Consider the following 25,342-nt stretch of genomic DNA (forward strand, 5'->3'; position numbering starts at 1 on the left):
GCAGTCACCCGTGTCCCCAGGGTTTCGATTAAAGCTTTGCAAAGTGGATCGCTTACGCGACGACCACTTCCCAACGCTTGGTTTTCGACTTCGGTGCGCATTCCTGAATGCGGACGGCGTCACCGACGTTGAATTGGTTGTTTTCGTCGTGAGCCCGGTATTTTTTGGACCTACGAATGGTTTTCTTAAGAACCGGATGGGTGAAGCGGCGCTCGACCAGAACGGTCACGGTCTGTGCGTTGGCGTTCGAGGTAACGGTGCCGGAGAGAATACGTTTGGGCATCAGACAGGTCCTTATTCAGCAGCCGCTTGGGCTTTTTGGTTCAACACGGTTTTGACACGAGCAGCATCACGGCGGACCTGACGCATGCGAGCGGTGTTTTCCAGCTGACCAGTGGCCTGTTGAAAGCGCAGGTTAAACGCTTCTTTCTTCAGCGAACCCAGTTCCTCGCGGAGCTGGTCCGGGGACTTTTCACTCAGTTCCTTGGCGTTCATCGCCTTTTCCTTTTCTACTGCACCAGAAGGCCCCAAAGGTCACCTTGTTCCTGGTGGTTTCAAAACAAATTCGCGAATCCCAGTCACCCGGAATCCGCGAGATGTCGCTCTATAGTGGGTGTGCTTAGGAGTGGCAAGCGAAAGTTCCGGAGCTTTCCCTATTTTGGCACAGAACTCCGCCCCCTGAACTCCGCCCCCTGATTTTTCAGGAGCCTCCCTGCCCGGTCCCAGTGAGCGATTGTTGCAATGGAACTGCATAGTTGTTCCGGAAATTGGACCGACAAAAATCCGGATCACGACAGTCAGAGGTCGGCAAACCGCCACCTTTTTGCCCTTCGCTCCCCGCCCAGGGCTAAGAGCCAGATTATCGAAATCCAGTCCTGTCAGGGGCCTAACAAAAACTCACTGCAGGCCGTTCACAGCCATGTGCCCAACAAATTCAGGAACTTCTATTACCTGCTGAAGTCGTTTCATTCAAAGTTTGTTTTCAGTGCGAAACTCATCTGACGACATTGGTTGGGCTGGAAACCGGTAGTCCCCCCACGCTGTAAGAAAGACCAAGTATATGACGATAAAGACCCGCCTCGCCTTTACCTTCTTCATATTGTCACTGATGTTCGTCGCCGTTGGCGCCATGGCACTCTATCAGTTGCGCGAAGTGAAACAGCGCGGCCAGCAGATCGTCGACACCAATGTCAGCACACTGCGCAGCATCGATGCAATGGCAAAGCTGCAACAAGAGGCCCAAGTTACCATCCGCGACTATCTGTTGATCAAGGATTTCAACAGCCGCAAAGCGATCAGCGACGAGCTGGATATGCTGCGCTACCAGCAGGATCTTCTCACCAATGACGCCGCCAACGATGCCGACGCGGAAATGGTCGAATTTTTGGAAACCTACACCACGATGAATGACCAGATCGGCACAGCATTCGAAAAGGTGATGGAGGTCGTGTCCTACGGTGGTAGTGATCTGTCAATATCGGCCCTGCTACAAGAAGCAGATGCCGTACAGGACGATTTGACGATCGCTACCGATAAAATCTCGTCTGCCCAAACCGCCAAAATGCAACGCGCACTGATCGAATCCGAACGCATCTACACCCAGGCATGGATGATTGTAGCGGTTCTGGTCGGGTCTGCTTTGTTCATCAATTTGCTGAGCGCCGTCGGCACCCATCGGAGGCTGAGCCGCGGTTTCCGTATGGCCGTGTCGCTGAGCCGCGATGTGGCCAATGGCGATCTGAGCCAGATGGTCGAGCACAAGGAAAAAGGCGAATTCAACGACCTTCTGAACAATCTAAACCGGATGGTTGGCGGGCTGCGTGAAATCGTATCATCGGTCGCCGCTGGTGCCGGCAACGTTTCCGCAGGGGCCGTGCAAATGGCCCGGACCTCGGAGCAATTGCGCGAAGCCGCCACCGATCAGGCCACAACCACCGAAACCGCGTCAAGTGCAGTCGAGCAAATGACCGCCAATGTGATGCAGAACGCCGACGCCACCCAGGAAACCGAACGCATGGCGGCGAGTTCGGCCAGCGACGCCCGCGAAAGCGGCGCGGCAGTCAAGGAAGCGATGGACTACACCACCACTATCGTCGACCGAATTCAGATCATTCAGGAAATCGCCCGCCAAACCGATCTGCTGGCGTTGAATGCCGCTGTGGAAGCGGCGCGCGCTGGCGATCACGGTCGCGGCTTCAGCGTGGTGGCCGCCGAGGTCCGCAAGCTGGCTGAACGCAGCCAGGCCGCTGCAAGCGAGATCGGGTCGCTGACCAATGAAACGGTCAGCGTTGCCGAAAAGGCGGTTCAAATGCTGGACCGGCTGGTTCCCAATATCGAACGAACCGCTCAGCTGGTCAGCGATATCTCGAAATCCAATAGCGAGATTTCCATCGGCATGACCCAGATCAACACGTCGATCACCCAGCTTGACGGGATCACCCAGACCAACCATTCGTCGTCCGAGGAACTTTCCGCCACCGCAGAAGAGCTGGCCGCCCAGTCTCAGGCGTTGCGTACAACCATGGAACAATTCCGGCTCGTTTCAAACAGCGAAGAAACAGGCACAGAAGACAATGAGCAAGAGGCGACCGCCGCCCCCGCTGCGGTAAACGCTGACATCATCGAATTCGATCTGGACCTGTCGGACGGTGACGACAAGGTTGATTTCACGTCAGCCCCGAAAAACAAAGTTGCCTGACCGGTCGGGCCTTCCATACGATCCCTGCCGATATTCGGCAGGGATCTGACCTGCGGCGCAACAGCCTCTCGCCCTTTGCAGCGGGCTGCGCTAAGACACCTGCATGTCACAGATTGAATCGCTTTTCGTCACCCGCCTCTACCGCGCCAAGCTCAGTGAATTCGGCCCCGCCGTCGATACTGATGAGCTGGAAGCCTCCTGCTACTCGATCGCCGAAGATGACGAGGCTGGTCAGGAATGGTGCGAAGAGAACGGTTATCCCGGCTACACCTCCTATGCGTCGCTGACCGATCTTGGTTGGCGCTTTCCGATTTTTGCCGACGTGATCAAGTCTCTGGACCAGCACGTGGCGAATTTTGCCAAGGACCTTGAATTCGATCTGGGCGACAAGGAACTGATGCTGGAAGACCTGTGGATCAACATCCTGCCCGAAGGCGGCACGCATTCATCGCACCTGCACCCGCATTCGGTGATTTCCGGCACCACCTACGTGTCGATGCCCAAGGGCACCAGCGCGCTGAAGCTGGAAGACCCGCGGTCCGCCCGGATGATGGCCGCCCCCGCCCGCCGCAAGGACGCGCGCCGCGATCTGCAGACCTTCATCTACATGAAGCCCGAAGTCGGCGACGTGCTGCTGTGGGAAAGCTGGCTGCGCCACGAAGTGCCGATGAACATGGCCGAGGAAGACCGGGTGTCGGTGAGCTTCAATTACAAATGGGGCGAGTGAGGCGCTGATTGGAACGGGCGGTTGAGTATTGGTGTAGGTCGGGGTAGAATCTCAACTTGAGGTTTGCTAATGCTTGTTTAGGTCTGTGACAAACAATTTACGGTGGCTCAATCCACATTTTCCTCTCCGCAAGATAAAGATACGATTGGATCGTATTCTGTCATTTCCGATGAAACTGGAGGAAAGACCTTGGGCGACTGGATGCAATATCCAAATAGGTTGGAAGAAATTTATAACGTCATTTTAGGAGAAAGCGAACGTGGTTCCGTGCTTTTGGCGTGCCACATAGTAGACGAATTTCTTTTTGAAATGATTTCTAAGTATAAAAATAGTAACGTCAGCGGCAAGGTTTTCAAAGACACAACAGGCTATGGCGGCGCATTTGGCAGCCTTTCAATGAAAAGCAAAGCTCTGTTTGTTCTCGGGGTAATTAGCGATCAGTCGTTCAAAGCGATTGATGAACTGAGAAGCATTAGGAACAAAGCGGCTCATTCATCTGTTTCATTCAAGCTGACAGACCATCAAGATCGATTTGATAATTCCCTCAACAGCTTCGGAAGCCATGTGGCTGTTAAAAATATGGCTCTAGAGCTCGCTATGAGAAATTTTTTAGAAAGAATGCGGATAGAGGGGCCTGAGTTATCGGAAAAGATTGGCGATAACCCCTTTCCCGACGAACAGTCTTGCATAGCTTACCTAAGAGGAAATCCTGAGCTGCAGGCAGTTCTTGAAAATCAATTGCCGAAATGGCACATGGCTACTCTCACCTATTTGCTCATTGAAACGATTGGCCTGAACTTTCGTACACATTTCGATCAATAGGCGATCACAACAAAACCCCCGCGCGATCACTCGCGCGGGGGTTTCGATTTTTCCGTAGAGTGGGGTTTCACCCCACCGCCACCTTACCAGTCTTCGCGAACGACGACGCGGGTCTTGATCGGCAGCTTCATCGCGGCCAGACGCAGCGCTTCACGCGCAACATCTTCGTCGACGCCGTCGATTTCGAACATCACGCGGCCGGGCTTGACCTTGGCAGTCCAGCGATCCACAGACCCTTTACCTTTACCCATACGAACCTCGATCGGTTTCGCGGTGACCGGCAGGTCGGGGAAGATGCGGATCCAGACACGGCCCTGACGCTTCATGTGACGGGTCATGGCACGACGTGCGGCTTCGATCTGACGGGCAGTGATCCGCTCCGGCTCAATGGCCTTCAGGCCGTACATGCCGAAGTTCAGGTCGCTGCCGCCTTTTGCCAGACCGTGAATCCGGCCTTTGTGCATCTTGCGGAATTTAGTACGCTTTGGTTGAAGCATATCTCAGGACTCCTTAACGACGGCCGCGCGGTGCAGCACCACGAGGGGACGGGCCATCCTGAAGTTCAGCGGCGCGACGGTCACGAGCCTGCGGGTCGTGTTCCATGATCTCGCCTTTGAAGATCCAGGTTTTAATGCCGATGATGCCATAAGGCGTCGCGGCTTCTGCATGTGCGTAGTCGATATCGGCCCGCAGGGTGTGCAAAGGCACGCGGCCTTCACGATACCATTCGGTCCGTGCGATTTCTGCACCACCCAGACGACCGGCAACATTCACACGAATGCCCAGGGCGCCCATACGCATAGCGTTCTGAACCGAACGCTTCATCGCGCGGCGGAACGAAACCCGGCGTTCCAGCTGCTGGGCGATCGATTCCGCCACCAGCTGAGCGTCCAGTTCCGGCTTGCGGACTTCGACGATGTTCAGGTGCAGTTCGCTGTCGGTCATGTTCGCCAGCTTCTTGCGCAGAACTTCGATATCGGCGCCTTTTTTACCGATGATCACGCCCGGACGCGCGGTGTGAATGGTCACACGGCACTTCTTGTGCGGACGTTCGATGATCACGCGGGCCACGCCGGCCTGCTTGCATTCATCCTTGATGAACTCACGGAGTTTCAGGTCTTCGATCAGAAGATCGCCGTAGTCCTTGGTATCGGCGTACCAGCGGCTGTCCCAGGTGCGGTTGACCTGAAGACGCATGCCGATCGGATTGGTCTTGTTACCCATTAGACTTGCTCCTCAACTTGACGCACCTTGATGGTCAGTTCCGAGAACGGCTTGATGATCTTGCCGAAACGACCACGGGCCCGCGGGCGACCGCGCTTCATGGTCAGGTTCTTACCGACATAGGCCTCGGCGACGATCAGTTCATCGACGTCCAGGTTATGGTTGTTCTCGGCGTTGGCGATGGCCGACTGCAGGCACTTCTTGACGTCCTGCGCGATCCGCTTCTTCGAGAAGGTCAGATCGTTCAGAGCCTTGTCGACTTTCTTGCCGCGGATCATTCCGGCAACCAGGTTCAGTTTTTGCGGGCTGGTGCGAAGCATCCGGGCTTTCGCCATTGCTTCGTTTTCGGCCACGCGGCGGGGGTTCTTTGCCTTGCCCATGGCTTACTTCCTCTTCGCTTTCTTGTCGGCCGCATGCCCGTAATAGGTACGGGTCGGCGAATATTCACCGAACTTCTGGCCAATCATATCTTCGGACACGTTGACCGGGATATGCTTATGGCCGTTGTAAACGCCAAACGTCAGACCCACGAATTGGGGCAGGATCGTCGAACGACGCGACCAGATTTTGATGACTTCTTTGCGCCCCGATTCACGCGATGCTTCGGCTTTCTTAAGCACATAAGCATCCACAAAGGGGCCTTTCCAAACAGAGCGAGACATATATTAGCGCCCTTTCTTCTTAGCGTGACGCGAGCGAACGATAAGCTTCTGCGACGCCTTGTTGGTATTACGGGTGCGTTTGCCCTTGGTCGGCTTACCCCAGGGGGTAACCGGGTGACGGCCACCTGAGGTACGGCCTTCACCACCACCATGGGGGTGGTCGATCGGGTTCATAACGACACCGCGGACGCTCGGGCGGATGCCCTTGTGGCGCATACGGCCGGCTTTACCGTAGTTCTGGTTGCTGTTGTCGGGGTTCGACACGGCACCCACGGTTGCCAGGCATTCCTGACGCACGAGGCGCAGTTCGCCCGAGCTCAGGCGGATCTGGGCATAGCCACCGTCACGACCGACGAACTGGGCATAGGTGCCTGCCGCGCGGGCGATCTGGCCGCCTTTGCCGGGCTTCAGTTCGATGTTGTGAACGATGGTACCGATCGGCATGCCCGAGAACGGCATTGCGTTGCCGGGCTTGATGTCTGCCTTGGCCGACGCGATCACGCTGTCGCCAATCGCCAGACGTTGCGGGGCCAGGATATAGGCCTGCTCGCCGTCTTCGTATTTGATCAACGCGATGAACGCGGTCCGGTTGGGGTCATATTCGATCCGCTCAACCGTGGCGGCGACATCGAATTTATTACGTTTGAAATCGACGATACGATAAAGGCGCTTTGCCCCGCCGCCTTTGCGGCGCATCGTGATCCGTCCGGTGTTGTTACGGCCGCCGTTCTTGGTCAGACCCTCAGTGAGGGATTTGACCGGACGACCTTTCCACAGCTCCGAACGGTCGATCAGTACCAGCCCACGCTGGCCTGGCGTCGTCGGCTTATACGACTTGAGTGCCATGCTTTCTGTCTTCCGAATTGTAAGATGGGCCCCTGCCCACCCGGGTTATAGCCCCCCCGAAAGGTGACCAACTTGATAGGGCCCCGAAGGTCCCCGGCTAAAAATCACGGGCCCCGGAACGAATCCGGGGCCACGCGATTGGCGTCGTATAGCCGGGTCGCAGGAAGGTGTCTATAGGAATAAGGCGTTTTCGCCCTGTATTTGTTGCGCACACAAGAGCCGCGCATCGACGACGCGCGCGGTGGCGATCCCAACTTTCGATCCTATTGATTTATCTCGACCTTGCCCGAAGAAGACCAACGCGATGCGCTGCCCAACCAAATCGCTGCGGCGTGGGGGCGCGTCATGCCGAAGGCATGCTTCCAGCATGACGATGCGCGGCGGCCCAAGGGCCGCTATTCGCGCGAGACATTCCACTGCATAAAACTATCTAAGATTGACTTATTGGGAGTTGTTCTCGAACTTAAGCTGTATACGCGTCAAACTAATAGGATCGCTATCTATGTTCAAGAAATTCGCAACAGTCGCTTTCGTTCTTGCCGCATCAAGCGCGCACGCCGCCGATTTCAAAGTATACGGGCTGGGAGGTAGCGATACGGTGTTCGTGTGGAAAAACAAAGCATCTCATGATGAAGCGCTTGACCTAATTTCGGCAAATGTTCACAAATCCAACCCTGCTTTGGTAATGAGACTGCTTTCCTGCATTGTTCCAAGCGGCACAGGCGTCATCATCACAGATATGGGATTTGCCACGCATGATATCATGGTCATCGACGGCGAAAAAGCAGGCTGCCGAGGGAATATTCCTGCAGAAGCGCTGAAGTCTAACTAAAAATTTTGTGGAGAAACTTTCGAGCGCACAGGCTAGCTATATGAAATCCGTGCAACTTTGCCAGTAACATACTGTTTCTTATACAAAAAGCCCCCGCCTTTCGGCGGGGGCTTTCATGTCTTCGATCAGGCAATCCGATCAGAGGCCGGTCGACACGTCGATCGTGTTGCCCTCTTCGAGGGTCACATAGGCCTTCTTGACGTCCTTGCGCTTGCCCAGGGTGCCCCGGAAACGCTTGGCTTTGCCCTTGGTGATGGTGGTGTTGACCGCCTTCACCTTGACCCCGAACAGAGATTCGACGGCCTCCTTGATCTGGGGTTTGTTGGATCCGATCGCGACCTCAAACACCACAGCACCGTTTTCAGAAGCCATGGTGGCTTTCTCGGTGATGACCGGCTTGCGGATCACGTCATAGAGTTCTGCTTTGGTGGTCATTTCAGACGTGCCTCCAGAGCTTCGACAGCCGCTTTGGTGAGCACCAGAGTGTCACGCTTGAGGATGTCATAGACGTTTGCGCCCATCGACGGCAGGATATCCAGACCTTCGATGTTGCGGGCTGCTTGGGCGAAACCTTCGTTCACGGTGGCGCCGTCGATGATCAGTGCGCGCTTCCAGCCCAGGTTTTTCACCTGCTTGGCCAGAGCCGAGGTTTTACCTTCGGCATCCGCGTTTTCGATCACGACCAGTTCGCCGGCTTTCGCCTTGGCGGACAGTGCGTGCTTCAGGCCCAGCTTGCGGAACTTCTTGGTCAGCTCGTGACCGTGGCTACGCGGGGTCGGACCTTTGTAGATACCGCCTTTGCGGAAGATCGGAGCATTCCGGTCACCGTGACGTGCGCCGCCGGTGCCCTTCTGGCGATAGATCTTCTTGGTCGAATAGCTGGTTTCCGAGCGGGTCTTGACCTTGTGGGTACCGGCCTGCGCGTTGTTACGCTGCCAGCGGACCACACGGTGCAGGATGTCGGCGCGGGGTTCTAGGCCGAACAGGTCGTCGGACAGGTCCACCGAACCGGCGGTGCCGCCGTCCAGATTGATCACATCAAGTTTCATTCTTCACCCCCTTCGGCAGGAGCTTCCACGGCCGGAGCCTCGGTCGCAGCCGATTTCAGAGCCGCCGGGAACGGAACGTTCTCGGGCAGTTTCTTCTTCACGGCGTCTTTGATGGTGACCCAGCCGCCCTTGGAACCGGGAACCGCACCTTTGACCATGATCAGGCCACGGTCGGCATCGGTTTTCACGACTTCGAGGTTCTGGGTGGTAACACGGGCAGCCCCCATGTGACCGGCCATCTTTTTGCCTTTGAACACCTTGCCCGGGTCCTGACACTGACCGGTCGAACCGTGCGAACGGTGGCTGATCGACACACCGTGCGTAGCGCGCAAACCGCCGAAGTTGTGGCGTTTCATAGCACCGGCAAAGCCTTTACCAATCGACGTGCCTGCGACGTCCACCTTCTGACCGGCAACATAATGCTCGGCCGAGATTTCGGCACCGACTTCGATCAGGTTGTCTTCGCTGACGCGAAATTCAGCCAGCTTCCGCTTGGGCTCAACCTTGGCCGCCGCGAACACGCCGCGCATGGCTTGGCTGGTCCGCTTGGCTTTGGCCGAACCGGCACCCAGCTGAACGGCAGTATAGCCGTGCTGATCCGCAGTCCGCTGCGAAACGACCTGCAGGTTTTCCAGTTGAAGAACGGTCACAGGAATCTGTTTGCCGTCTTCCATGAACAGGCGGGTCATGCCCACCTTCTTAGCGATAACACCAGAGCGCATCTATATACCCTCCGATCTTAGGACTGCAGCTTGATCTCGACATCCACACCAGCGGCCAGGTCGAGCTTCATCAGCGCGTCCACGGTCTGGGGGGTCGGATCAACGATGTCGAGCATACGCTTATGCGTACGGATCTCGAACTGGTCACGGGATTTCTTGTCGATGTGAGGGCCACGCAGAACGGTGAACTTCTCAATCTTGTTCGGCAGGGGGATCGGGCCACGGACCTGAGCGCCGGTGCGCTTCGCCGTGTTGACGATTTCCTGGGTGCTGGCGTCCAGTACCCGGTAATCGAATGCCTTCAGCCGAATACGAATATTTTGGCTTTGCATTATATCAGCCTTTTTCTTCAGGCGTTGGAGTTGAGAGGAGGACAGGCGCTCATCGCCTCCCCTCATCGAACCCAAAAGGCGGGAATCATCCCGCCTTGACGTTCACGTAGAGAACTCGCGCTCCATACAGGGGGAAAAAGGGTGTGACAAGAGACAATGTTGTGCCGTCGCCGCAACTGGATGAATTAGGCTCTAACCTATGTCCATCTTTACTATGTAGACCAAAAAAAGGCCATCGTCGCAAATACAGATGAGGCAGCAAAGGTTGCTTGTATCTTCAATTTCGACAGGTTCGGCTGCTTCAATTGGCTCCGTCTCATCAATGCTGCCCGGCGGCAGCATCAAATTCTGCTATAGGGTAGCTACACTGCCAGCCCAGGTAACGAAAAAGGGCCGCCCAATGGGCGGCCCTTTCTATCTCTGCCAAGCGGGAAGCTTAGGCGATGATTTTCGAAACAACGCCCGACCCGACGGTGCGGCCGCCTTCACGGATGGCGAAGCGCAGGCCTTCTTCCATCGCGATCGGGGCGATCAGCTCGGCGGTGAATTTCAGGTTGTCGCCCGGCATCACCATCTCGGTGCCTTCGGGCAGTTCAACCGTGCCGGTCACGTCGGTGGTCCGGAAATAGAACTGCGGACGGTAGTTCGCGAAGAACGGGGTGTGACGGCCGCCTTCGTCCTTGGTCAGGATGTAGACCTCGGCTTCGAACTTGGTGTGCGGGTTCACCGAACCCGGCTTGCACAGAACCTGACCACGCTCGACCGCTTCACGGTCGATACCGCGCAGCAGCGCGCCGATATTGTCGCCGGCTTCACCGCGATCCAGCAGCTTGCGGAACATTTCAACACCGGTACAGGTGGTGGTCTGAGTGTCCTTGATACCAACGATTTCGATGGTGTCGCCGACATTGATCACGCCACGTTCGATACGGCCGGTCACAACGGTACCGCGACCCGAGATCGAAAACACGTCTTCGATCGGCATCAGGAACGGCTGGTCGATGGCACGTTCGGGCTCGGGGATATAGTCATCCACGGCCGCCATCAGTTCGCGGATCTTGTTTTCGCCGATTTCCGGATCGCGGCCTTCCAGCGCGGCCAGCGCCGAACCTGCGACGATCGGGATATCGTCACCCGGGTAATCATATTCGCTCAGCAGCTCGCGGACTTCCATTTCCACCAGCTCCAGCAGTTCCTCGTCGTCGACCTGGTCAACTTTGTTGAGGAACACCACCAGCGCCGGAATGCCGACCTGACGGCCCAGCAGGATGTGTTCACGGGTCTGCGGCATCGGGCCGTCAGCCGCGTTCACAACCAGGATGCCGCCGTCCATCTGCGCCGCACCGGTGATCATGTTCTTCACATAGTCAGCGTGGCCGGGGCAGTCGACGTGAGCGTAGTGACGCTTGTCGGTTTCGTATTCCACATGCGCGGTCGAGATGGTGATGCCACGGGCTTTTTCTTCCGGGGCGCCGTCAATCTGATCGTACGCTTTGAAGTCACCGAAATATTTGGTGATTGCTGCGGTCAGCGTGGTTTTACCGTGGTCAACGTGGCCGATCGTGCCGATGTTGACGTGCGGTTTATTACGCTCAAACTTTTCCTTTGCCATGATGGCCTCCTTTGTCTTGAAAGGGGGACCGTGCAGCCGGTCCCCCGAATTCGCTTAGGCGTATTTCGCCTGAATTTCGTCGCTGATATTCTGCGGCACGGGATCATAATGCGAGAATTGCATAGTGAACTGGGCACGGCCCGACGACATCGAACGAAGAGTGTTGATGTAGCCGAACATGTTGGCCAGCGGCACATTCGCGTCGATTGCGATTGCGTTGCCGCGGTTTTCCTGACCAGACACCTGACCCCGACGGGACGTCAGATCGCCGATGATACCGCCGGTATATTCTTCCGGCGTGATCACTTCGACTTTCATGACCGGTTCGAGCAGTTTCGCACCAGCCTTTTTCAGACCTTCGCGCATCCCGGCACGTGCCGCGATTTCAAAGGCCAGAACCGACGAGTCGACGTCGTGGTAGGCACCGTCGATCAGGGCAACCTTGAAGTCGATCACCGGGAAACCAGCCAGTGGGCCGCTATCCATGACAGACTGGATGCCTTTTTCGACGCCCGGAATGTATTCCTTCGGCACCGAGCCCCCAACGATTTTGGATTCGAAGGAGTAGCCTTCGCCCGCTTCGGTTGGCGTGATGACCATCTTGATCCGCGCGAACTGGCCCGAACCACCCGACTGTTTCTTGTGGGTGTAATCGACTTCAGCTTCGTGGCTGATGGTTTCACGGTAAGCCACCTGCGGCGCACCGATATTGGCTTCGACCTTGAATTCACGCTTCAGACGGTCAACCAGAATGTCCAGGTGAAGTTCGCCCATGCCCTTCATGATGGTCTGACCCGATTCGAGGTCAGTTTCCACACGGAAGGACGGGTCTTCTGCAGCCAGACGGGCCAGACCCTGAGACATCTTTTCCTGGTCGCCCTTGGTCTTGGGCTCAACAGCGATTTCGATCACCGGATCGGGGAAGGTCATCGTTTCCAGAACCACCGGTTCCTTGATATCACACAAGGTATCACCAGTGGTGGTGTCCTTCAGACCTGCCAGCGCGATGATGTCGCCAGCGAAGGCTTCCTCGATTTCCTCGCGGTTGATCGAGTGCATCATCATCATACGGCCAACGCGTTCTTTTTTGCCTTTGGTCGCATTCAGGATCGAGTCACCCTTGCTCAACACACCGGAATAAATCCGGGTAAAGGTCAGCGAACCGACGAAGGGGTCGTTCATGATTTTGAACGCCAGACCTGCGAAGGGCATGGTATCGTCCGCGCGGCGGGGGATATTACGCTCTTCGGTTTCGTCATCGGGTGAAAAGCCCATGTAATCGACAACGTCCAACGGGCTGGGCAGATAGTCGACCACTGCGTTCAGCAGCGGCTGAACACCTTTGTTCTTGAACGCGGAACCGCCCAGGACCGGCACGAAGTGCAGTGCCAAGGTGCCTTTGCGCAGCAATTTGCGCAGGGTAGTGACATCAGGTTCTTCGCCTTCAAGATAGGCTTCCATCGCGTCGTCGTCTTCTTCGACGGCAGCTTCGACCATCTTGCCGCGCCATTCCTCGGCCATGTCCTTCAGTTCGGCACGGATCGGTGCTTTGACCCACGATGCGCCAAGATCTTCACCCTGCCACAGCCACTCTTCCATGGTAACGAGGTCGATCAGGCCTTCCAGTTCGGTTTCGGCGCCGATCGGAATACCGACGGGAACGGCGCGCGCGCCGGTGCGGTCTTCGATCATTTCGACGCAGTTAAAGAAGTCTGCGCCGATCTTGTCCATTTTGTTGACGAAGACGATACGCGGAACCTTGTAGCGATCAGCCTGACGCCACACGGTTTCGGTCTGCGGTTCAACACCAGCATTGGCGTCGAGAACAGCCACCGCACCGTCGAGAACCGCCAGCGAACGTTCGACTTCGATGGTGAAGTCAACGTGGCCGGGGGTGTCGATGATGTTCATCCGGTGCTTCGGAGTGTCTGCGGTCACGCCATCTTCGGTGCGTTCCCAGAAAGTGGTTGTCGCAGCCGAGGTGATGGTGATGCCGCGTTCCTGTTCCTGCTCCATCCAGTCCATGGTGGCCGCACCATCGTGCACCTCACCAATGTTGTGGGATTTGCCGGTGTAATACAGGATACGTTCCGAGCAGGTGGTCTTGCCTGCGTCGATGTGCGCCATGATACCGAAGTTACGGTACAGTTCGAGCGGATATTCGCGTGCCATTGGTTTCGTACCTTCGTGGAATTACCAGCGATAATGGCTGAACGCTTTGTTCGCGTCGGCCATTTTGTGGGTGTCTTCGCGCTTTTTCACGGCGGAACCGCGCGATTGAACTGCGTCCAGCAGTTCGCCGGCGAGGCGTTCTTCCATCGTGTTTTCATTGCGGGCGCGCGAGGCGTTAATCAGCCAGCGGATGGCCAGAGCTTCGCGGCGCTCGGGGCGCACTTCAACGGGCACCTGGTAGGTCGCACCACCAACACGGCGCGAGCGAACTTCGACGGCCGGTTTAATGTTGTCCAGGGCTTCGTGGAAGACTTCGACGGGGGCGCGCTTGATCTTGGTCTCAATGCGTTCCAGCGCATTGTAGACGATCTTTTCCGCGACCGATTTTTTACCGTCGATCATCAGGTTGTTCATGAATTTGGTCAGCACACGATCGCCATACTTGGCGTCGGGCAGTACTTCGCGCTTCTCAGCAGCGTGACGACGAGACATATCGTGATCTCCTTACTTCGGACGCTTGGCGCCGTATTTCGAACGACGTTGCTTACGGTCTTTGACGCCCTGGGTATCCAGAACACCACGCAGAATGTGGTAACGGACACCCGGAAGGTCTTTCACACGACCGCCACGGATCAGGACAACCGAGTGTTCCTGAAGGTTGTGGCTTTCACCGGGGATGTACGAAATGACTTCGAAACCGTTGGTCAGGCGAACCTTTGCAACTTTACGCATAGCCGAGTTCGGCTTCTTCGGTGTAGTGGTGTAAACCCGGGTACATACGCCACGCTTTTGCGGGCACTGTTCCAGGTGCATGGATTTCGAACGTTTGACTTTGGGCTGCCGCGGCTTGCGGATCAGCTGTTGGATCGTTGGCATTGGGTCGCTTTCCCCGTTTCCTTACACATGTGAGCCCACGGCCGAAGCCAGGGGCGGTTCATTTTGTTGCATCACGCGCATCCGCATAACGCAAAAACCGCTATCGTTCCCATTCCGAGGCGAACGACGCGGTGAGTTCCCAGAGGACCGAAGCTTCAAAGTAGCTTGGGACTTGGCCACTGCAATTTTGATATCGGCGTCAGGGGCGTCCCTCTTTGCCGGATGGTGGGCGTATAGGGGGAGTCGGAAGGCTTGTCAACAAGCGCGGGGGCGTCCGCGTCATTCTCGGTCAAGGACCGTGTCCCAAGCCGTTTTCAACCGGTCCAAAGGAATGTTGAAACGCTCCATCATGGTTTCGGGCAACTTGTCCTTGTCGAACCAGACTTCTTCGGAATTATGCGGGTTATAGCTGACTGAACTGTCGTTTTCGCCATGCGCCCCGCGCAGGAACATTGGCACCCGCGGGAAGGACAGCATCGGGATGCGTTTCCACATTTGTGCATGATTGAAATGCAGCAAGCTTTCTGCTGCCTGTGGCCGCAGATACAACACAAGACCGGGCGTCCAATAGCGCGTCGTCACAGGGATCAGTTTGACCCCCGACAAATCAGTCTGCAGGATGAACCCTTTGTTGAAATCCAGCGCCAATTTTCCACCGTTGCGGAAAATGCCCTTCACCTTGGGGAAAAAATCACGGGTCCGTTCGACGAAATCAACCGCGACAGCATCGTCGTCATCCAGTCTGAATTCGGCGACCGCCCGCATGTCCATATCGCGTTCGGCCACCATCACGTCGCGGCAAATCTCCTGATGGTGCTGACCTTCGCGGGCGAAAACCGGTTTGATCTGTGGAATGTCTGAAATCAACTCCAGCACCTTCGACCTTGCCGGTTCCGGCAGGGTGTCCCCCATCAACAGGATGATCTTGAAATCCGGATCAGTCTGCGCCCTGAGCGATGGCAACACCACGTGTTCCAGATAGAACAGCCGCAACTCCAACCGCAAAGGATCGTACAGCGCCTGCCGCAGTGTTTCGAACCCGCCTTTTTCTTCTTTCTGAAATGCCCCCGGGGCGGAAGGATAGGACCACCGGCACAAGCCAAGGATTTGGACTTCGACTGTCAAATTCAATTCATCCGTTACGTTTCGCCCGCTTGGCGATCTGGCCTTCCCGATAAAGCATGAAAACACCGCTACAGACAACAATTGCTGCGCCGATCAGTGTCATTGGGGCCGGCCATTCCCCAAAAACGAACCACCCCAGCGCTAAGGCCCAGATCAGTCCGGTATATCGGAACGGCGCGATAAAACTGATTTCGCCAACCCGCATCACCAGCACCGAACACAAATAGCCCGCGATGATCGAAATTGAGGATGCAAGGACGAAACCCCATGTCCGCATATCCATTTCGACCCAATCCTGACCGAGGCCAGCAAGACCGAAAAACACCATTACAGACATTGAAGTCGTCCATGTCACCAGCATCGACGGGGTGTTGCGCGATAGCCTGCGCGTGACCAGATCACGCATCGTAACAAACGCGACCGCGATCAGCGCGTAGACGGAATACAGCGTGAATCCATCGGCCCCCGGTCGAACGATCAGCAAAACCCCCAGCAACCCGACCAGGATCGCAGACATCCGACGCCACCCCAAGCTTTCACGAAAGAGCAGAGCCGCCAGCAGCGACACCGTCAGCGGTAGCGATTGCAGGATCGCGGTGACATTGGCGATAGGCATATTGAACAGCGCGGTCAGGAAGAAATAGGCCGCCCCGATTTCTGCCACGATGCGCAGCGCTATCAGTCCCAAATCCCGACGTGGCAAGCGAAGATGCAATGCGCCCAGCCGCCACGCCCAGAAGCCTGTAAACACCGAAGTCAGTATCCCGCGCAGGAACAGCAGTTGAAACAGCGGCACCTCGCCTGCCAGCGCCTTCATGAAAGTGTCGTTTATGGTGAAGGCCGCCATTGAGGCCATCATCAACAACGCACCACGCATATTGTCGGAAAGAGGCATTTTCAGATCTCAGAAATACAGACCCGCAACTGCTGCATATTTTTCGTAGCGCCGTCCAGAGAAAAGCACCGTCCGACCGGCCAGGCAGCCCTGCCCCACATATAAAAAGGCCCCCGCAATGCGGGGGCCTTTTTATCTTCAGTCTCAGCCGCTTATTCGTCGCGGCTTTCCGGTGTTTGAACCAGATTGTCGAAATCGTCGCCACCAACCACGTCGTCGATCGGAGCCGCCAGCGCTGCAGCCGCTTCGGCCTCTTCGCGGCGGGCTTCCAGCACGACGTTGTCACGTGAACGCGCGATCTTGCGCACCCGTGCGGTCGCACCACCGGTCCCGGCAGGGATCAGACGGCCAACAAGGATGTTTTCCTTCAGGCCGATCAGACGGTCGCGCTTGCCCTGAACCGAAGCTTCGGTCAGCACGCGAGTGGTTTCCTGGAACGATGCTGCCGACATGAAGGACCGGGTCTGCAACGATGCCTTGGTGATCCCCAGCAGGATCGGACCGCCGGTAGCCGGACGACCGCCACGAGCGAGCGCCTTTTCGTTGGCCTCCTCCAGTTCGGCCTTCTCGACATGTTCGCCCTTCAGAAGCGTGGTATCGCCGCTATCGTCGATCTCCCACTTCTTCAGCATCTGGCGCACGATCACTTCGATGTGCTTATCGTTGATCTTCACGCCCTGCAGACGATAGACCTCCTGCACCTCGTTGATCATGTAATCGGCCAACGCGCCGACACCCATAATGGCAAGGATGTCATGCGGCGCGGGGTTGCCGTCCATGATGTAATCACCCTTCTGCACGAAGTCGCCTTCCTGCACCGGGATGTGCTTGCCCTTGGGCACCATGTATTCGACCGGTTCGCGGCTTTCGTCCGCCGGTTCGATCGAGATGCGGCGCTTGTTCTTGTAGTCGCGGCCAAAACGCACGTAACCATCGATTTCAGCGATGATCGCGTGATCTTTCGGACGGCGCGCTTCGAACAATTCCGCAACCCGTGGCAGACCACCGGTGATATCCTTGGTCTTGGCACCTTCACGTGGGATCCGCGCGACGACGTCACCCGCCTTAACGTCCTGACCTTCCTCAATCGACAAGATGGCGTCAACCGACATCGGATAAGTGATCGGGTTGCCGGCTGCATTGCGAACAGGCTCACCGTCGCCATCAACCAGAATGATTTCCGGTTTCAGTTCGTTACCCTTGGGCGCGGCACGCCAGTCGATCACGATCTTCTGGGTCATGCCGGTCGCATCATCGGTTTCATCGCGAACGGCAATACCGCTGACCAGGTCAACGAATTTCGCCATACCGCTCTTTTCGGCAATGATCGGCAGGGTATAGGGGTCCCATTCGAACAGCTTATCACCGCGATTGACCTGCTGGCCTTCGGCAACGAACAGCTTGGTCCCGTAATCGAGCTTGTGGCTGGCGCGTTCTTCGCCGTTTTCACCCATGATCCGAAGCTTCAGATTTCGACCGATGGTCAGAACCTCGCCATTGGAGTTGGTGATCAGCTGCGCGTTTTCAAACTCGATCTTGCCTTCCTGGCTGGCTTCCAGGAACGACTGCTGGCCACCCTGAGCAACGCCACCGATGTGGAACGTCCGCATCGTCAGCTGAGTGCCCGGTTCACCGATCGACTGCGCCGCGATGATGCCGACGGCTTCGCCGGTATTCACCTTGGTACCGCGCGCCAGGTCACGACCATAGCACATCGCGCAAACGCCGTCATCGGCCTCACAGGTCAGCGGGCTGCGGATCTGCATCGACAATACACCAGCGGCTTCAATCGCGTCGGCAGTGCGTTCATCGATCATGGTCCCTTTGGGCACAACGATCTCTTCAGATCCCGGTGCCATCACGTCTTCCGATGTCACCCGGCCAAGGATCCGTTCGGCCAGCGATGCGACCACTTCACCATCGTTCACCGCCGCTTCGACGAAGATCGATTTATCAGTGCCGCAATCGTTTTCACGCACGATGCAATCCTGCGCCACATCGACCAGACGGCGGGTCAGATAACCCGAGTTCGCCGTCTTCAGAGCGGTATCGGACAGACCTTTCCGCGCACCGTGGGTTGAGTTGAAGTACTCAAGCACGGTCAGACCTTCTTTAAAGTTCGAAATGATCGGCGTTTCGATGATGTCCCCGTTCGGCTTGGCCATCAGGCCACGCATCCCGCCCAGCTGTTTCATCTGCGTGACCGAACCCCGTGCACCGGAGTGGGCCATCATGTAAACGCTGTTCGGTTCCATCTCGGCACCGTTTCCGTCCGTTTTCACGGCCGAAATCGTGCCCATCATCGCATCGGTGACCTTGTCGTTACATTTCGACCAGGCATCGACAACCTTGTTGTACTTTTCACCCTGAGTGATCAGGCCGTCCATGTACTGCTGTTCGAAATCTTTCACCTGATCGCGGGTTTCGTCGACAAGTTCCCATTTGTTGTCAGGGATGACCATGTCGTCCTTGCCGAAGGAAATCCCGGCCTTGAACGCTTCGCGGAACCCCATCGACATGATCTGGTCACAGAAAATGACCGATTCCTTCTGCCCGCAATAGCGGTAGACGGTGTCGATGACCTGCTGCACTTCTTTCTTGCGCAGCAGACGGTTGATCAGATCGAACGGCGCCTTGGCGTTTTGCGGCAACAACGCGCCCAGACGGACCCGGCCCGGCGTGGTTTCATAACGCTTGACCACTTCCAAACCGTTTTCGTCGATCTGCGGCACCCGAGCAGTGATCCGGGAATGCAAATGCACCGAACCGGTATCCAGAGCGTATTGCACCTCTTCAATCGACGAGAACACCATGCCTTCGCCCTTCATGCCTTCGCGCATGATGGTGGTGTAATAAATGCCAAGGATCATATCCTGCGACGGAACAATGATCGGTGCGCCGTTGGCGGGCGACAGAACGTTGTTCGTCGACATCATCAGCACACGCGCTTCCAGCTGCGCCTCAAGGCTCAGCGGCACGTGAACCGCCATCTGGTCGCCGTCAAAGTCAGCGTTGAACGCCGAACAGACCAACGGGTGAAGCTGAATGGCTTTCCCTTCGATCAGCGTGGGTTCAAATGCCTGAATGCCCAGACGGTGCAGCGTCGGTGCCCGGTTCAGCATCACCGGATGTTCGCGGATCACCTCGTCCAGGATATCCCAAACCTCGGGACGTTCCTTTTCCACCAGCTTTTTGGCCTGCTTCACGGTGCTGGACAGGCCACGGGCCTCCAGCCGCGAATAGATGAACGGTTTGAACAGTTCCAGCGCCATCTTTTTCGGCAGGCCGCATTGATGCAGCTTTAGTTCCGGACCGGTCACGATGACCGAACGACCCGAGAAGTCGACCCGCTTACCCAAAAGGTTCTGGCGGAAGCGGCCCTGCTTGCCCTTCAGCATGTCCGACAGCGATTTCAGCGGTCGCTTGTTGGCGCCGGTGATCACGCGGCCACGACGGCCGTTGTCAAACAGCGCATCGACCGATTCCTGCAGCATCCGCTTTTCGTTGCGCACGATGATATCGGGCGCACGCAGTTCGATCAGGCGCTTCAGACGGTTGTTCCGGTTGATGACCCGACGATACAGATCGTTGAGATCCGACGTCGCAAAGCGGCCGCCATCCAGCGGCACCAGCGGGCGCAATTCGGGCGGTATGACCGGAACCACGGTCAGGATCATCCATTCCGGACGGTTGCCCGATTCCAGAAAACTTTCGACCACTTTCAGACGTTTGATGATCTTCTTCGGCTTCAGTTCGCCAGTCGCTTCTTTCAGGTCGGCGCGCAGCTGTTCGGCTTCGGCCTCCAGATCGATCGCGGACAGCATTTCGCGGATCGCTTCGGCACCGATATTGGCGGTGAAAGCGTCCATGCCATAGGCATCCTGGGCGTCCATGTATTCTTCTTCGGTCATCATCTGGCCGTATTGCAGGTCGGTCAGACCCGGCTCGATGACAACGTAGTTTTCGAAATACAGGACCCGTTCCAGATCACGCAGCGTCATGTCCAGCATCAGGCCGATGCGGCTGGGCAGCGATTTCAGGAACCAGATATGCGCAACCGGCGACGCCAGTTCGATATGGCCCATCCGTTCGCGGCGGACTTTCTGCAGCGTGACTTCAACACCGCATTTTTCGCAGACGACGCCGCGATATTTCATCCGCTTATATTTGCCGCACAGGCATTCGTAATCCTTGATCGGGCCAAAGATACGGGCGCAGAACAGACCGTCGCGCTCAGGCTTGAAGGTCCGGTAGTTGATGGTTTCCGGCTTTTTAATCTCACCGTAGGACCATGACAAAATACGCTCAGGCGATGCCAGAGAAACGCGGATTTCGTCGAAGACCTTGGGCGGGGTCAGCGGGTTGAACGGGTTGTTCGTGATTTCCTGGTTCATTTTGATACCTCAAATTTTGCGGAAAGGGGGGACGGGAAGAGGGCGCGACGCCCTCACTCCTTTTCCTCCGCATCCAGGAGTTCCATGTTCAGGCCGAGGCCACGGACTTCTTTAACCAGAACGTTAAACGATTCCGGTACGCCCGCTTCATAATTGTCCTCACCCTTGACGATCGATTCATAGACCTTGGTCCGGCCTGCCACGTCATCCGATTTCACCGTCAGCATTTCCTGCAGGGTGTAAGCGGCGCCGTAAGCTTCCAGAGCCCAGACTTCCATTTCCCCGAAACGCTGACCACCGAACTGCGCCTTACCACCCAGCGGCTGCTGAGTAACGAGGCTGTACGGACCGGTCGAACGGGCGTGAATCTTGTCGTCCACCAAGTGGTGCAGCTTCAGCAGGTATTTCATACCCACTGTAACCTTGCGGGCGAACTGTTCACCAGTACGGCCGTCAAACAAGATCGACTGCCCCGACTGATCGAACCCGGCGCGAATGAGCGCGTCGTTCACATCGGCCTCTTTCGCACCGTCGAAGACCGGCGTTGCGATCGGCACACCGCGGGTCACATTGCCCGCAGCTTCGACCAGACGATCTTCGTCCATGTCGACCAGACCTTCTTGATAGACGTCTTCCCCATATGCATCACGCATGGCTTCGCGTACCGGGGTCAAGTCGCCCGTGCGGCGATAAGCCTGCAACGCATCGTCAACCTTCAGACCCAGACCGCGTGCGGCCCAGCCCATATGGGTTTCAAGAATCTGACCGACGTTCATACGCGACGGCACACCCAGTGGGTTCAGACAGAAATCAACCGGCGTACCGTCTTCGAGGAACGGCATGTCTTCCATCGGGACAACCCGGGAAATAACACCCTTGTTGCCGTGACGACCGGCCATTTTATCGCCCGGCTGCAGCTTGCGCTTCACCGCGATAAAGACTTTGACCATCTTCATCACGCCCGGCGGCAGGTCATCGCCACGACGGACTTTTTCGACCTTGTCCTCGAAACGGGCATCCAGTGCGCGCTTCTGCACTTCGTACTGTTCGTGCAGCGCCTCGACCACCTGAGCGTCGGCTTCTTCTTCCAACGCCAGCTGCCACCACTGACCACGGGTCAGAGTTTCCAGCACTTCTTCTGTCACGACCGAGCTGGCCTTGACGCCTTTGGGGCCTTTCACTGCGACCTTGCCGATGATCATGTCTTTCAAACGGGCATAGATGTTGCGATCCAGGATCGCCATCTCGTCGTCACGGTCACGGGCCAGACGTTCGACCTCTTCACGTTCGATCTGAAGCGCACGTTCGTCTTTCTCGACGCCGTGACGGTTGAAGACACGCACTTCGACCACGGTGCCAAAATCGCCCGGCTTAACGCGCAGCGAGGTGTCGCGCACGTCAGATGCCTTTTCGCCGAAGATGGCGCGCAGCAGCTTTTCTTCCGGGGTCATCGGGCTTTCGCCCTTTGGCGTGATCTTGCCGACCAGAATATCACCCGGTTCCACATCCGCGCCGATGTAAACGATGCCCGCCTCGTCGAGGTTGCGCAGCGCTTCTTCACCGACATTGGGAATGTCGCGGGTGATTTCTTCCGGCCCAAGCTTGGTGTCACGGGCGGCGACTTCGAATTCCTCGATATGGATCGAGGTGAACACGTCATCGCGTGCGATCCGTTCAGAGATCAGGATCGAGTCTTCGTAGTTATAGCCGTTCCACGGCATGAACGCGACCATCACGTTCTTACCCAGTGCCAGTTCGCCCATATCAGTGGACGGGCCGTCGGCAATCACTTCGCCCTTGAGAACGGTATCGCCCACCTTCACCAGCGGACGCTGGTTGATACAGGTGTTCTGGTTCGAACGCTGGAATTTGCGCATCCGGTAGATGTCTACACCGGCATCGCCCAGTTCCAGATCCTCGGTCGCGCGGATCACGATACGCTGTGCATCGATCTGGTCGATGATACCGCCGCGTTTCGCCATGATCGCAGCGCCGGAATCCCGGGCCACGATTTCTTCGATCCCGGTGCCGACCAGCGGCGCCTCGGCGCGCAGCAGCGGCACCGCCTGACGTTGCATGTTCGACCCCATCAGGGCGCGGTTTGCGTCGTCATTTTCAAGGAACGGAATCAACGAGGCGGCCACCGACACCAGCTGTTTCGGGCTGACGTCGATCAGGTCAACGTTTTCACGCGGGGCCAGAGTGTAATCGCCCGATTGACGGGTCGACACCAGATCGTTGATGAACTTGCCATCCTCATCCAGCGTCGCGTTGGCCTGCGCCACGGTGTGGCGCATTTCCTCGGTCGCGGACATGTAATGGACTTCGTCGGTCACCTTGGCGTCAGTCACAACACGGTACGGGGTTTCGATGAAGCCGTACTTGTTCACCCGGGCGAAAGTCGCCAGCGAGTTGATCAGGCCAATGTTCGGACCTTCCGGCGTTTCAATCGGGCACATCCGGCCATAGTGGGTCGGATGCACGTCGCGGACTTCGAAGCCAGCCCGTTCGCGGGTCAGACCGCCCGGCCCAAGCGCCGAAAGGCGGCGTTTGTGGGTGACTTCCGACAACGGGTTGGTCTGGTCCATGAACTGCGACAGCTGCGACGAACCGAAGAATTCACGCACAGCCGCTGCAGCAGGTTTCGCATTGATCAGGTCCTGCGGCATCACCGTGTCGATCTCGACCGACGACATCCGCTCTTTGATCGCGCGTTCCATCCGCAGCAGACCGACGCGATACTGGTTCTCCATCAGTTCGCCGACAGACCGCACCCGGCGGTTGCCGAGATGGTCGATGTCATCGATATCGCCACGACCGTCACGCAGATCGACCAGCGCCTTGATGCAGGAAATGATGTCTTCCTTGCGCAGGGTCCGCTGGGTGTCTTCCGCATCCAGCGCCAGACGCATATTCATCTTGACCCGACCCACGGCCGACAGATCATAACGTTCGGAATCGAAGAAAAGAGTGTCAAACAGTGCCGATGCCGCGTCAACGGTCGGCGGTTCACCCGGACGCATGACACGATAGATGTCCATAAGCGCGGTATCGCGGCCCATGTTCTTGTCCATCGCCATGGTGTTGCGCATATAGGCGCCCACAGTGATGTTATCGATATCCAGAACCGGGATCTCGGTAATACCGGCATCCATCAGGTCCTGCAGGCTGCCGCCCGAGATTTCGCCGTCCTTGCCATATTCCAGGGTCAGCTCATCGCCAGCTTCGACATAGATCGCGCCGGTTTCTTCATTGATGATGTCCTTGGACACGAACTTGCCGACGATATGTTCGAACGGCACCAGCAATTCGGTGATCTTGCCTTCGTCGATGATCTTCTTGACAGCGCGCGGCGTGACTTTCTTACCGGCTTCGCAAATCACTTCACCGGTGGCCGCATCGACCAGATCATAGGTGGGACGGGTGCCACGGGCACGTTCGGGGAAGAACTTGGTGACCCAGCCCTTGCCCTTTTCAAGCTTGAATTCGACGGTGTTGTAGTAGGCATCCATGATGCCTTCCTGGTCCAGACCCAGAGCGTAAAGCAGGGTGGTCACAGGCAGCTTACGACGACGGTCGATACGCGCGAACACGATATCTTTGGCATCGAATTCGAAATCCAGCCACGAACCGCGATATGGGATGATGCGGCAGGCGAACAGCAACTTGCCCGAGCTGTGGGTCTTGCCTTTATCATGATCAAAGAACACGCCGGGCGACCGATGCATCTGGGAAACGATCACCCGTTCGGTGCCGTTCACGACGAAGGTACCGTTCGGCGTCATCAGGGGCATATCGCCCATGAAAACATCCTGTTCCTTGATGTCCTTGACCGATTTGGCACCGGTGTCTTCATCGACATCGAACACGATCAGACGTAGGGTGACTTTCAGCGGCGCGCTGTAAGTCATGTCGCGCTGCATGCATTCCTCGACGTCATATTTCGGCTTTTCCAGCTCGTATTTCACGAATTCCAGCACACTGGTTTCGTTGAAATCCTTGATCGGGAAAACCGACTGGAACACGCCCATGATGCCTTCGCCCTCGGTGGGCTGAGCGGCATCGCCGGAACGGAGGAATAGATCATACGAGGATTTCTGAACCTCGATCAGGTTCGGCATCTCCAGCACTTCGCGGATTTTGCCATAGTATTTACGCAAACGTTTCTGGCCAAGGAAGCTTTGAGCCATGACAGTCGTCACCTTTCGTTTCCAATCGGTCGCGCCTGCCGTCGGGCCCCGGCAGCACGTCCATTTGAAACAGGTTGATTACGATCCATTCATGGTTTCTGTCCCACCAGAAACCTCCCGATCACAGAACCAAACCTTAGAAAACGCCCCTCCTCTCGCATCAG

At 56.8% G+C, this 25,342-nt stretch carries 23 protein-coding genes; 4 read left to right on the forward strand and 19 right to left on the reverse strand.

The window, feature by feature from the left end; genetic code table 11:
• Window positions 1-52 precede the first annotated feature (52 nt).
• Both rpsQ and rpmC read right to left on the reverse strand, forming a co-directional pair.
• Window positions 53-283, reverse strand: a complete 231-nt coding sequence (rpsQ, locus tag VOI23_RS16035) for a 30S ribosomal protein S17 (RefSeq protein WP_323785965.1) — start codon at window positions 281-283, stop codon at window positions 53-55.
• Between the two features lie 11 nt (window positions 284-294).
• On the reverse strand, window positions 295-495 hold the full coding sequence (gene rpmC, locus VOI23_RS16040; RefSeq protein ID WP_323785966.1) for a 50S ribosomal protein L29: 201 nt from the start codon (window positions 493-495) through the stop codon (window positions 295-297).
• A 565-nt stretch (window positions 496-1,060) separates the two neighbouring features.
• Between rpmC and VOI23_RS16045 the strand changes: the two genes are divergently transcribed.
• The 3 genes from VOI23_RS16045 (at window position 1,061) to VOI23_RS16055 (ending at window position 4,247) form a co-directional block, all read left to right on the forward strand.
• On the forward strand, window positions 1,061-2,698 hold the full coding sequence (locus VOI23_RS16045) for a methyl-accepting chemotaxis protein (RefSeq protein WP_323785968.1): 1,638 nt from the start codon (window positions 1,061-1,063) through the stop codon (window positions 2,696-2,698).
• Window positions 2,699-2,801: 103 nt separating this feature from the next.
• Window positions 2,802-3,425: a 2OG-Fe(II) oxygenase family protein gene (locus tag VOI23_RS16050; RefSeq protein WP_323785970.1), complete on the forward strand. Its 624-nt coding sequence runs from the start codon at window positions 2,802-2,804 to the stop codon at window positions 3,423-3,425.
• A 102-nt stretch (window positions 3,426-3,527) separates the two neighbouring features.
• Complete coding sequence (locus tag VOI23_RS16055) at window positions 3,528-4,247, forward strand: hypothetical protein (protein WP_323785971.1); 720 nt, start codon at window positions 3,528-3,530, stop codon at window positions 4,245-4,247.
• 83 nt (window positions 4,248-4,330) lie between these two features.
• On the opposite strand, the gene rplP is transcribed toward VOI23_RS16055, so the two are convergent.
• The 5 genes from rplP to rplB are packed head-to-tail and all read right to left on the reverse strand — an operon-like array spanning window position 4,331 to window position 6,979.
• Window positions 4,331-4,744 (reverse strand): 50S ribosomal protein L16, encoded by a 414-nt coding sequence (rplP, locus tag VOI23_RS16060; protein WP_323785972.1) that lies wholly within the window; start codon window positions 4,742-4,744, stop codon window positions 4,331-4,333.
• Window positions 4,745-4,757: 13 nt separating this feature from the next.
• On the reverse strand, window positions 4,758-5,471 hold the full coding sequence (gene rpsC / locus VOI23_RS16065) for a 30S ribosomal protein S3 (protein WP_323785973.1): 714 nt from the start codon (window positions 5,469-5,471) through the stop codon (window positions 4,758-4,760).
• Window positions 5,471-5,851, reverse strand: coding sequence for a 50S ribosomal protein L22 (gene rplV, locus VOI23_RS16070; RefSeq protein ID WP_323785974.1), 381 nt, complete (start codon window positions 5,849-5,851; stop codon window positions 5,471-5,473). The genes rpsC and rplV overlap by 1 nt, the downstream gene beginning before the upstream one ends.
• 3 nt (window positions 5,852-5,854) lie before the next feature.
• Window positions 5,855-6,133 (reverse strand): 30S ribosomal protein S19, encoded by a 279-nt coding sequence (rpsS, locus tag VOI23_RS16075; RefSeq protein ID WP_163848892.1) that lies wholly within the window; start codon window positions 6,131-6,133, stop codon window positions 5,855-5,857.
• A gap of 3 nt (window positions 6,134-6,136) precedes the next feature.
• Window positions 6,137-6,979 carry a 50S ribosomal protein L2 gene (gene rplB / locus VOI23_RS16080; protein WP_323785975.1) on the reverse strand — a complete coding sequence of 281 codons (843 nt, stop codon included), beginning with the start codon at window positions 6,977-6,979 and terminating at the stop codon, window positions 6,137-6,139.
• Window positions 6,980-7,481: 502 nt separating this feature from the next.
• Here rplB and VOI23_RS16085 point away from each other — a divergent pair.
• Window positions 7,482-7,811: a hypothetical protein gene (locus VOI23_RS16085; RefSeq protein ID WP_323785977.1), complete on the forward strand. Its 330-nt coding sequence runs from the start codon at window positions 7,482-7,484 to the stop codon at window positions 7,809-7,811.
• 138 nt (window positions 7,812-7,949) lie between these two features.
• On the opposite strand, the gene VOI23_RS16090 is transcribed toward VOI23_RS16085, so the two are convergent.
• From VOI23_RS16090 to rpoB, 12 genes are all read right to left on the reverse strand, one after another.
• Window positions 7,950-8,246, reverse strand: a complete 297-nt coding sequence (locus VOI23_RS16090; RefSeq protein ID WP_058261999.1) for a 50S ribosomal protein L23 — start codon at window positions 8,244-8,246, stop codon at window positions 7,950-7,952.
• Entirely contained in the window at window positions 8,243-8,860 is a 618-nt protein-coding gene (gene rplD / locus VOI23_RS16095; protein WP_323785978.1) for a 50S ribosomal protein L4, read from the reverse strand. The genes VOI23_RS16090 and rplD overlap by 4 nt, the downstream gene beginning before the upstream one ends.
• Window positions 8,857-9,582: a 50S ribosomal protein L3 gene (rplC, locus tag VOI23_RS16100; RefSeq protein ID WP_058262001.1), complete on the reverse strand. Its 726-nt coding sequence runs from the start codon at window positions 9,580-9,582 to the stop codon at window positions 8,857-8,859. The genes rplD and rplC overlap by 4 nt, the downstream gene beginning before the upstream one ends.
• A 17-nt stretch (window positions 9,583-9,599) precedes the next feature.
• Complete coding sequence (gene rpsJ / locus VOI23_RS16105; protein ID WP_058262002.1) at window positions 9,600-9,914, reverse strand: 30S ribosomal protein S10; 315 nt, start codon at window positions 9,912-9,914, stop codon at window positions 9,600-9,602.
• A 436-nt stretch (window positions 9,915-10,350) separates the two neighbouring features.
• Entirely contained in the window at window positions 10,351-11,526 is a 1,176-nt protein-coding gene (gene tuf / locus VOI23_RS16110) for an elongation factor Tu (RefSeq protein ID WP_323785979.1), read from the reverse strand.
• 54 nt (window positions 11,527-11,580) lie between these two features.
• Window positions 11,581-13,698, reverse strand: coding sequence for an elongation factor G (gene fusA / locus VOI23_RS16115; protein WP_323785980.1), 2,118 nt, complete (start codon window positions 13,696-13,698; stop codon window positions 11,581-11,583).
• A gap of 21 nt (window positions 13,699-13,719) precedes the next feature.
• Entirely contained in the window at window positions 13,720-14,190 is a 471-nt protein-coding gene (rpsG, locus tag VOI23_RS16120; RefSeq protein WP_323785981.1) for a 30S ribosomal protein S7, read from the reverse strand.
• Between the two features lie 12 nt (window positions 14,191-14,202).
• On the reverse strand, window positions 14,203-14,574 hold the full coding sequence (gene rpsL, locus VOI23_RS16125) for a 30S ribosomal protein S12 (RefSeq protein WP_005621086.1): 372 nt from the start codon (window positions 14,572-14,574) through the stop codon (window positions 14,203-14,205).
• A gap of 279 nt (window positions 14,575-14,853) precedes the next feature.
• Complete coding sequence (locus VOI23_RS16130; protein WP_323785984.1) at window positions 14,854-15,699, reverse strand: glycosyltransferase; 846 nt, start codon at window positions 15,697-15,699, stop codon at window positions 14,854-14,856.
• 7 nt (window positions 15,700-15,706) lie between these two features.
• Complete coding sequence (locus VOI23_RS16135; RefSeq protein ID WP_323785986.1) at window positions 15,707-16,594, reverse strand: DMT family transporter; 888 nt, start codon at window positions 16,592-16,594, stop codon at window positions 15,707-15,709.
• A 152-nt stretch (window positions 16,595-16,746) separates the two neighbouring features.
• Window positions 16,747-20,988, reverse strand: coding sequence for a DNA-directed RNA polymerase subunit beta' (gene rpoC / locus VOI23_RS16140; protein ID WP_323785987.1), 4,242 nt, complete (start codon window positions 20,986-20,988; stop codon window positions 16,747-16,749).
• Between the two features lie 53 nt (window positions 20,989-21,041).
• Entirely contained in the window at window positions 21,042-25,178 is a 4,137-nt protein-coding gene (gene rpoB / locus VOI23_RS16145; RefSeq protein ID WP_323786074.1) for a DNA-directed RNA polymerase subunit beta, read from the reverse strand.
• Window positions 25,179-25,342: the final 164 nt, after the last annotated feature.

Origin of the sequence: Thalassovita sp. (genome assembly GCF_034670005.1) — a bacterium.
GTDB lineage: Bacteria > Pseudomonadota > Alphaproteobacteria > Rhodobacterales > Rhodobacteraceae > Thalassobius.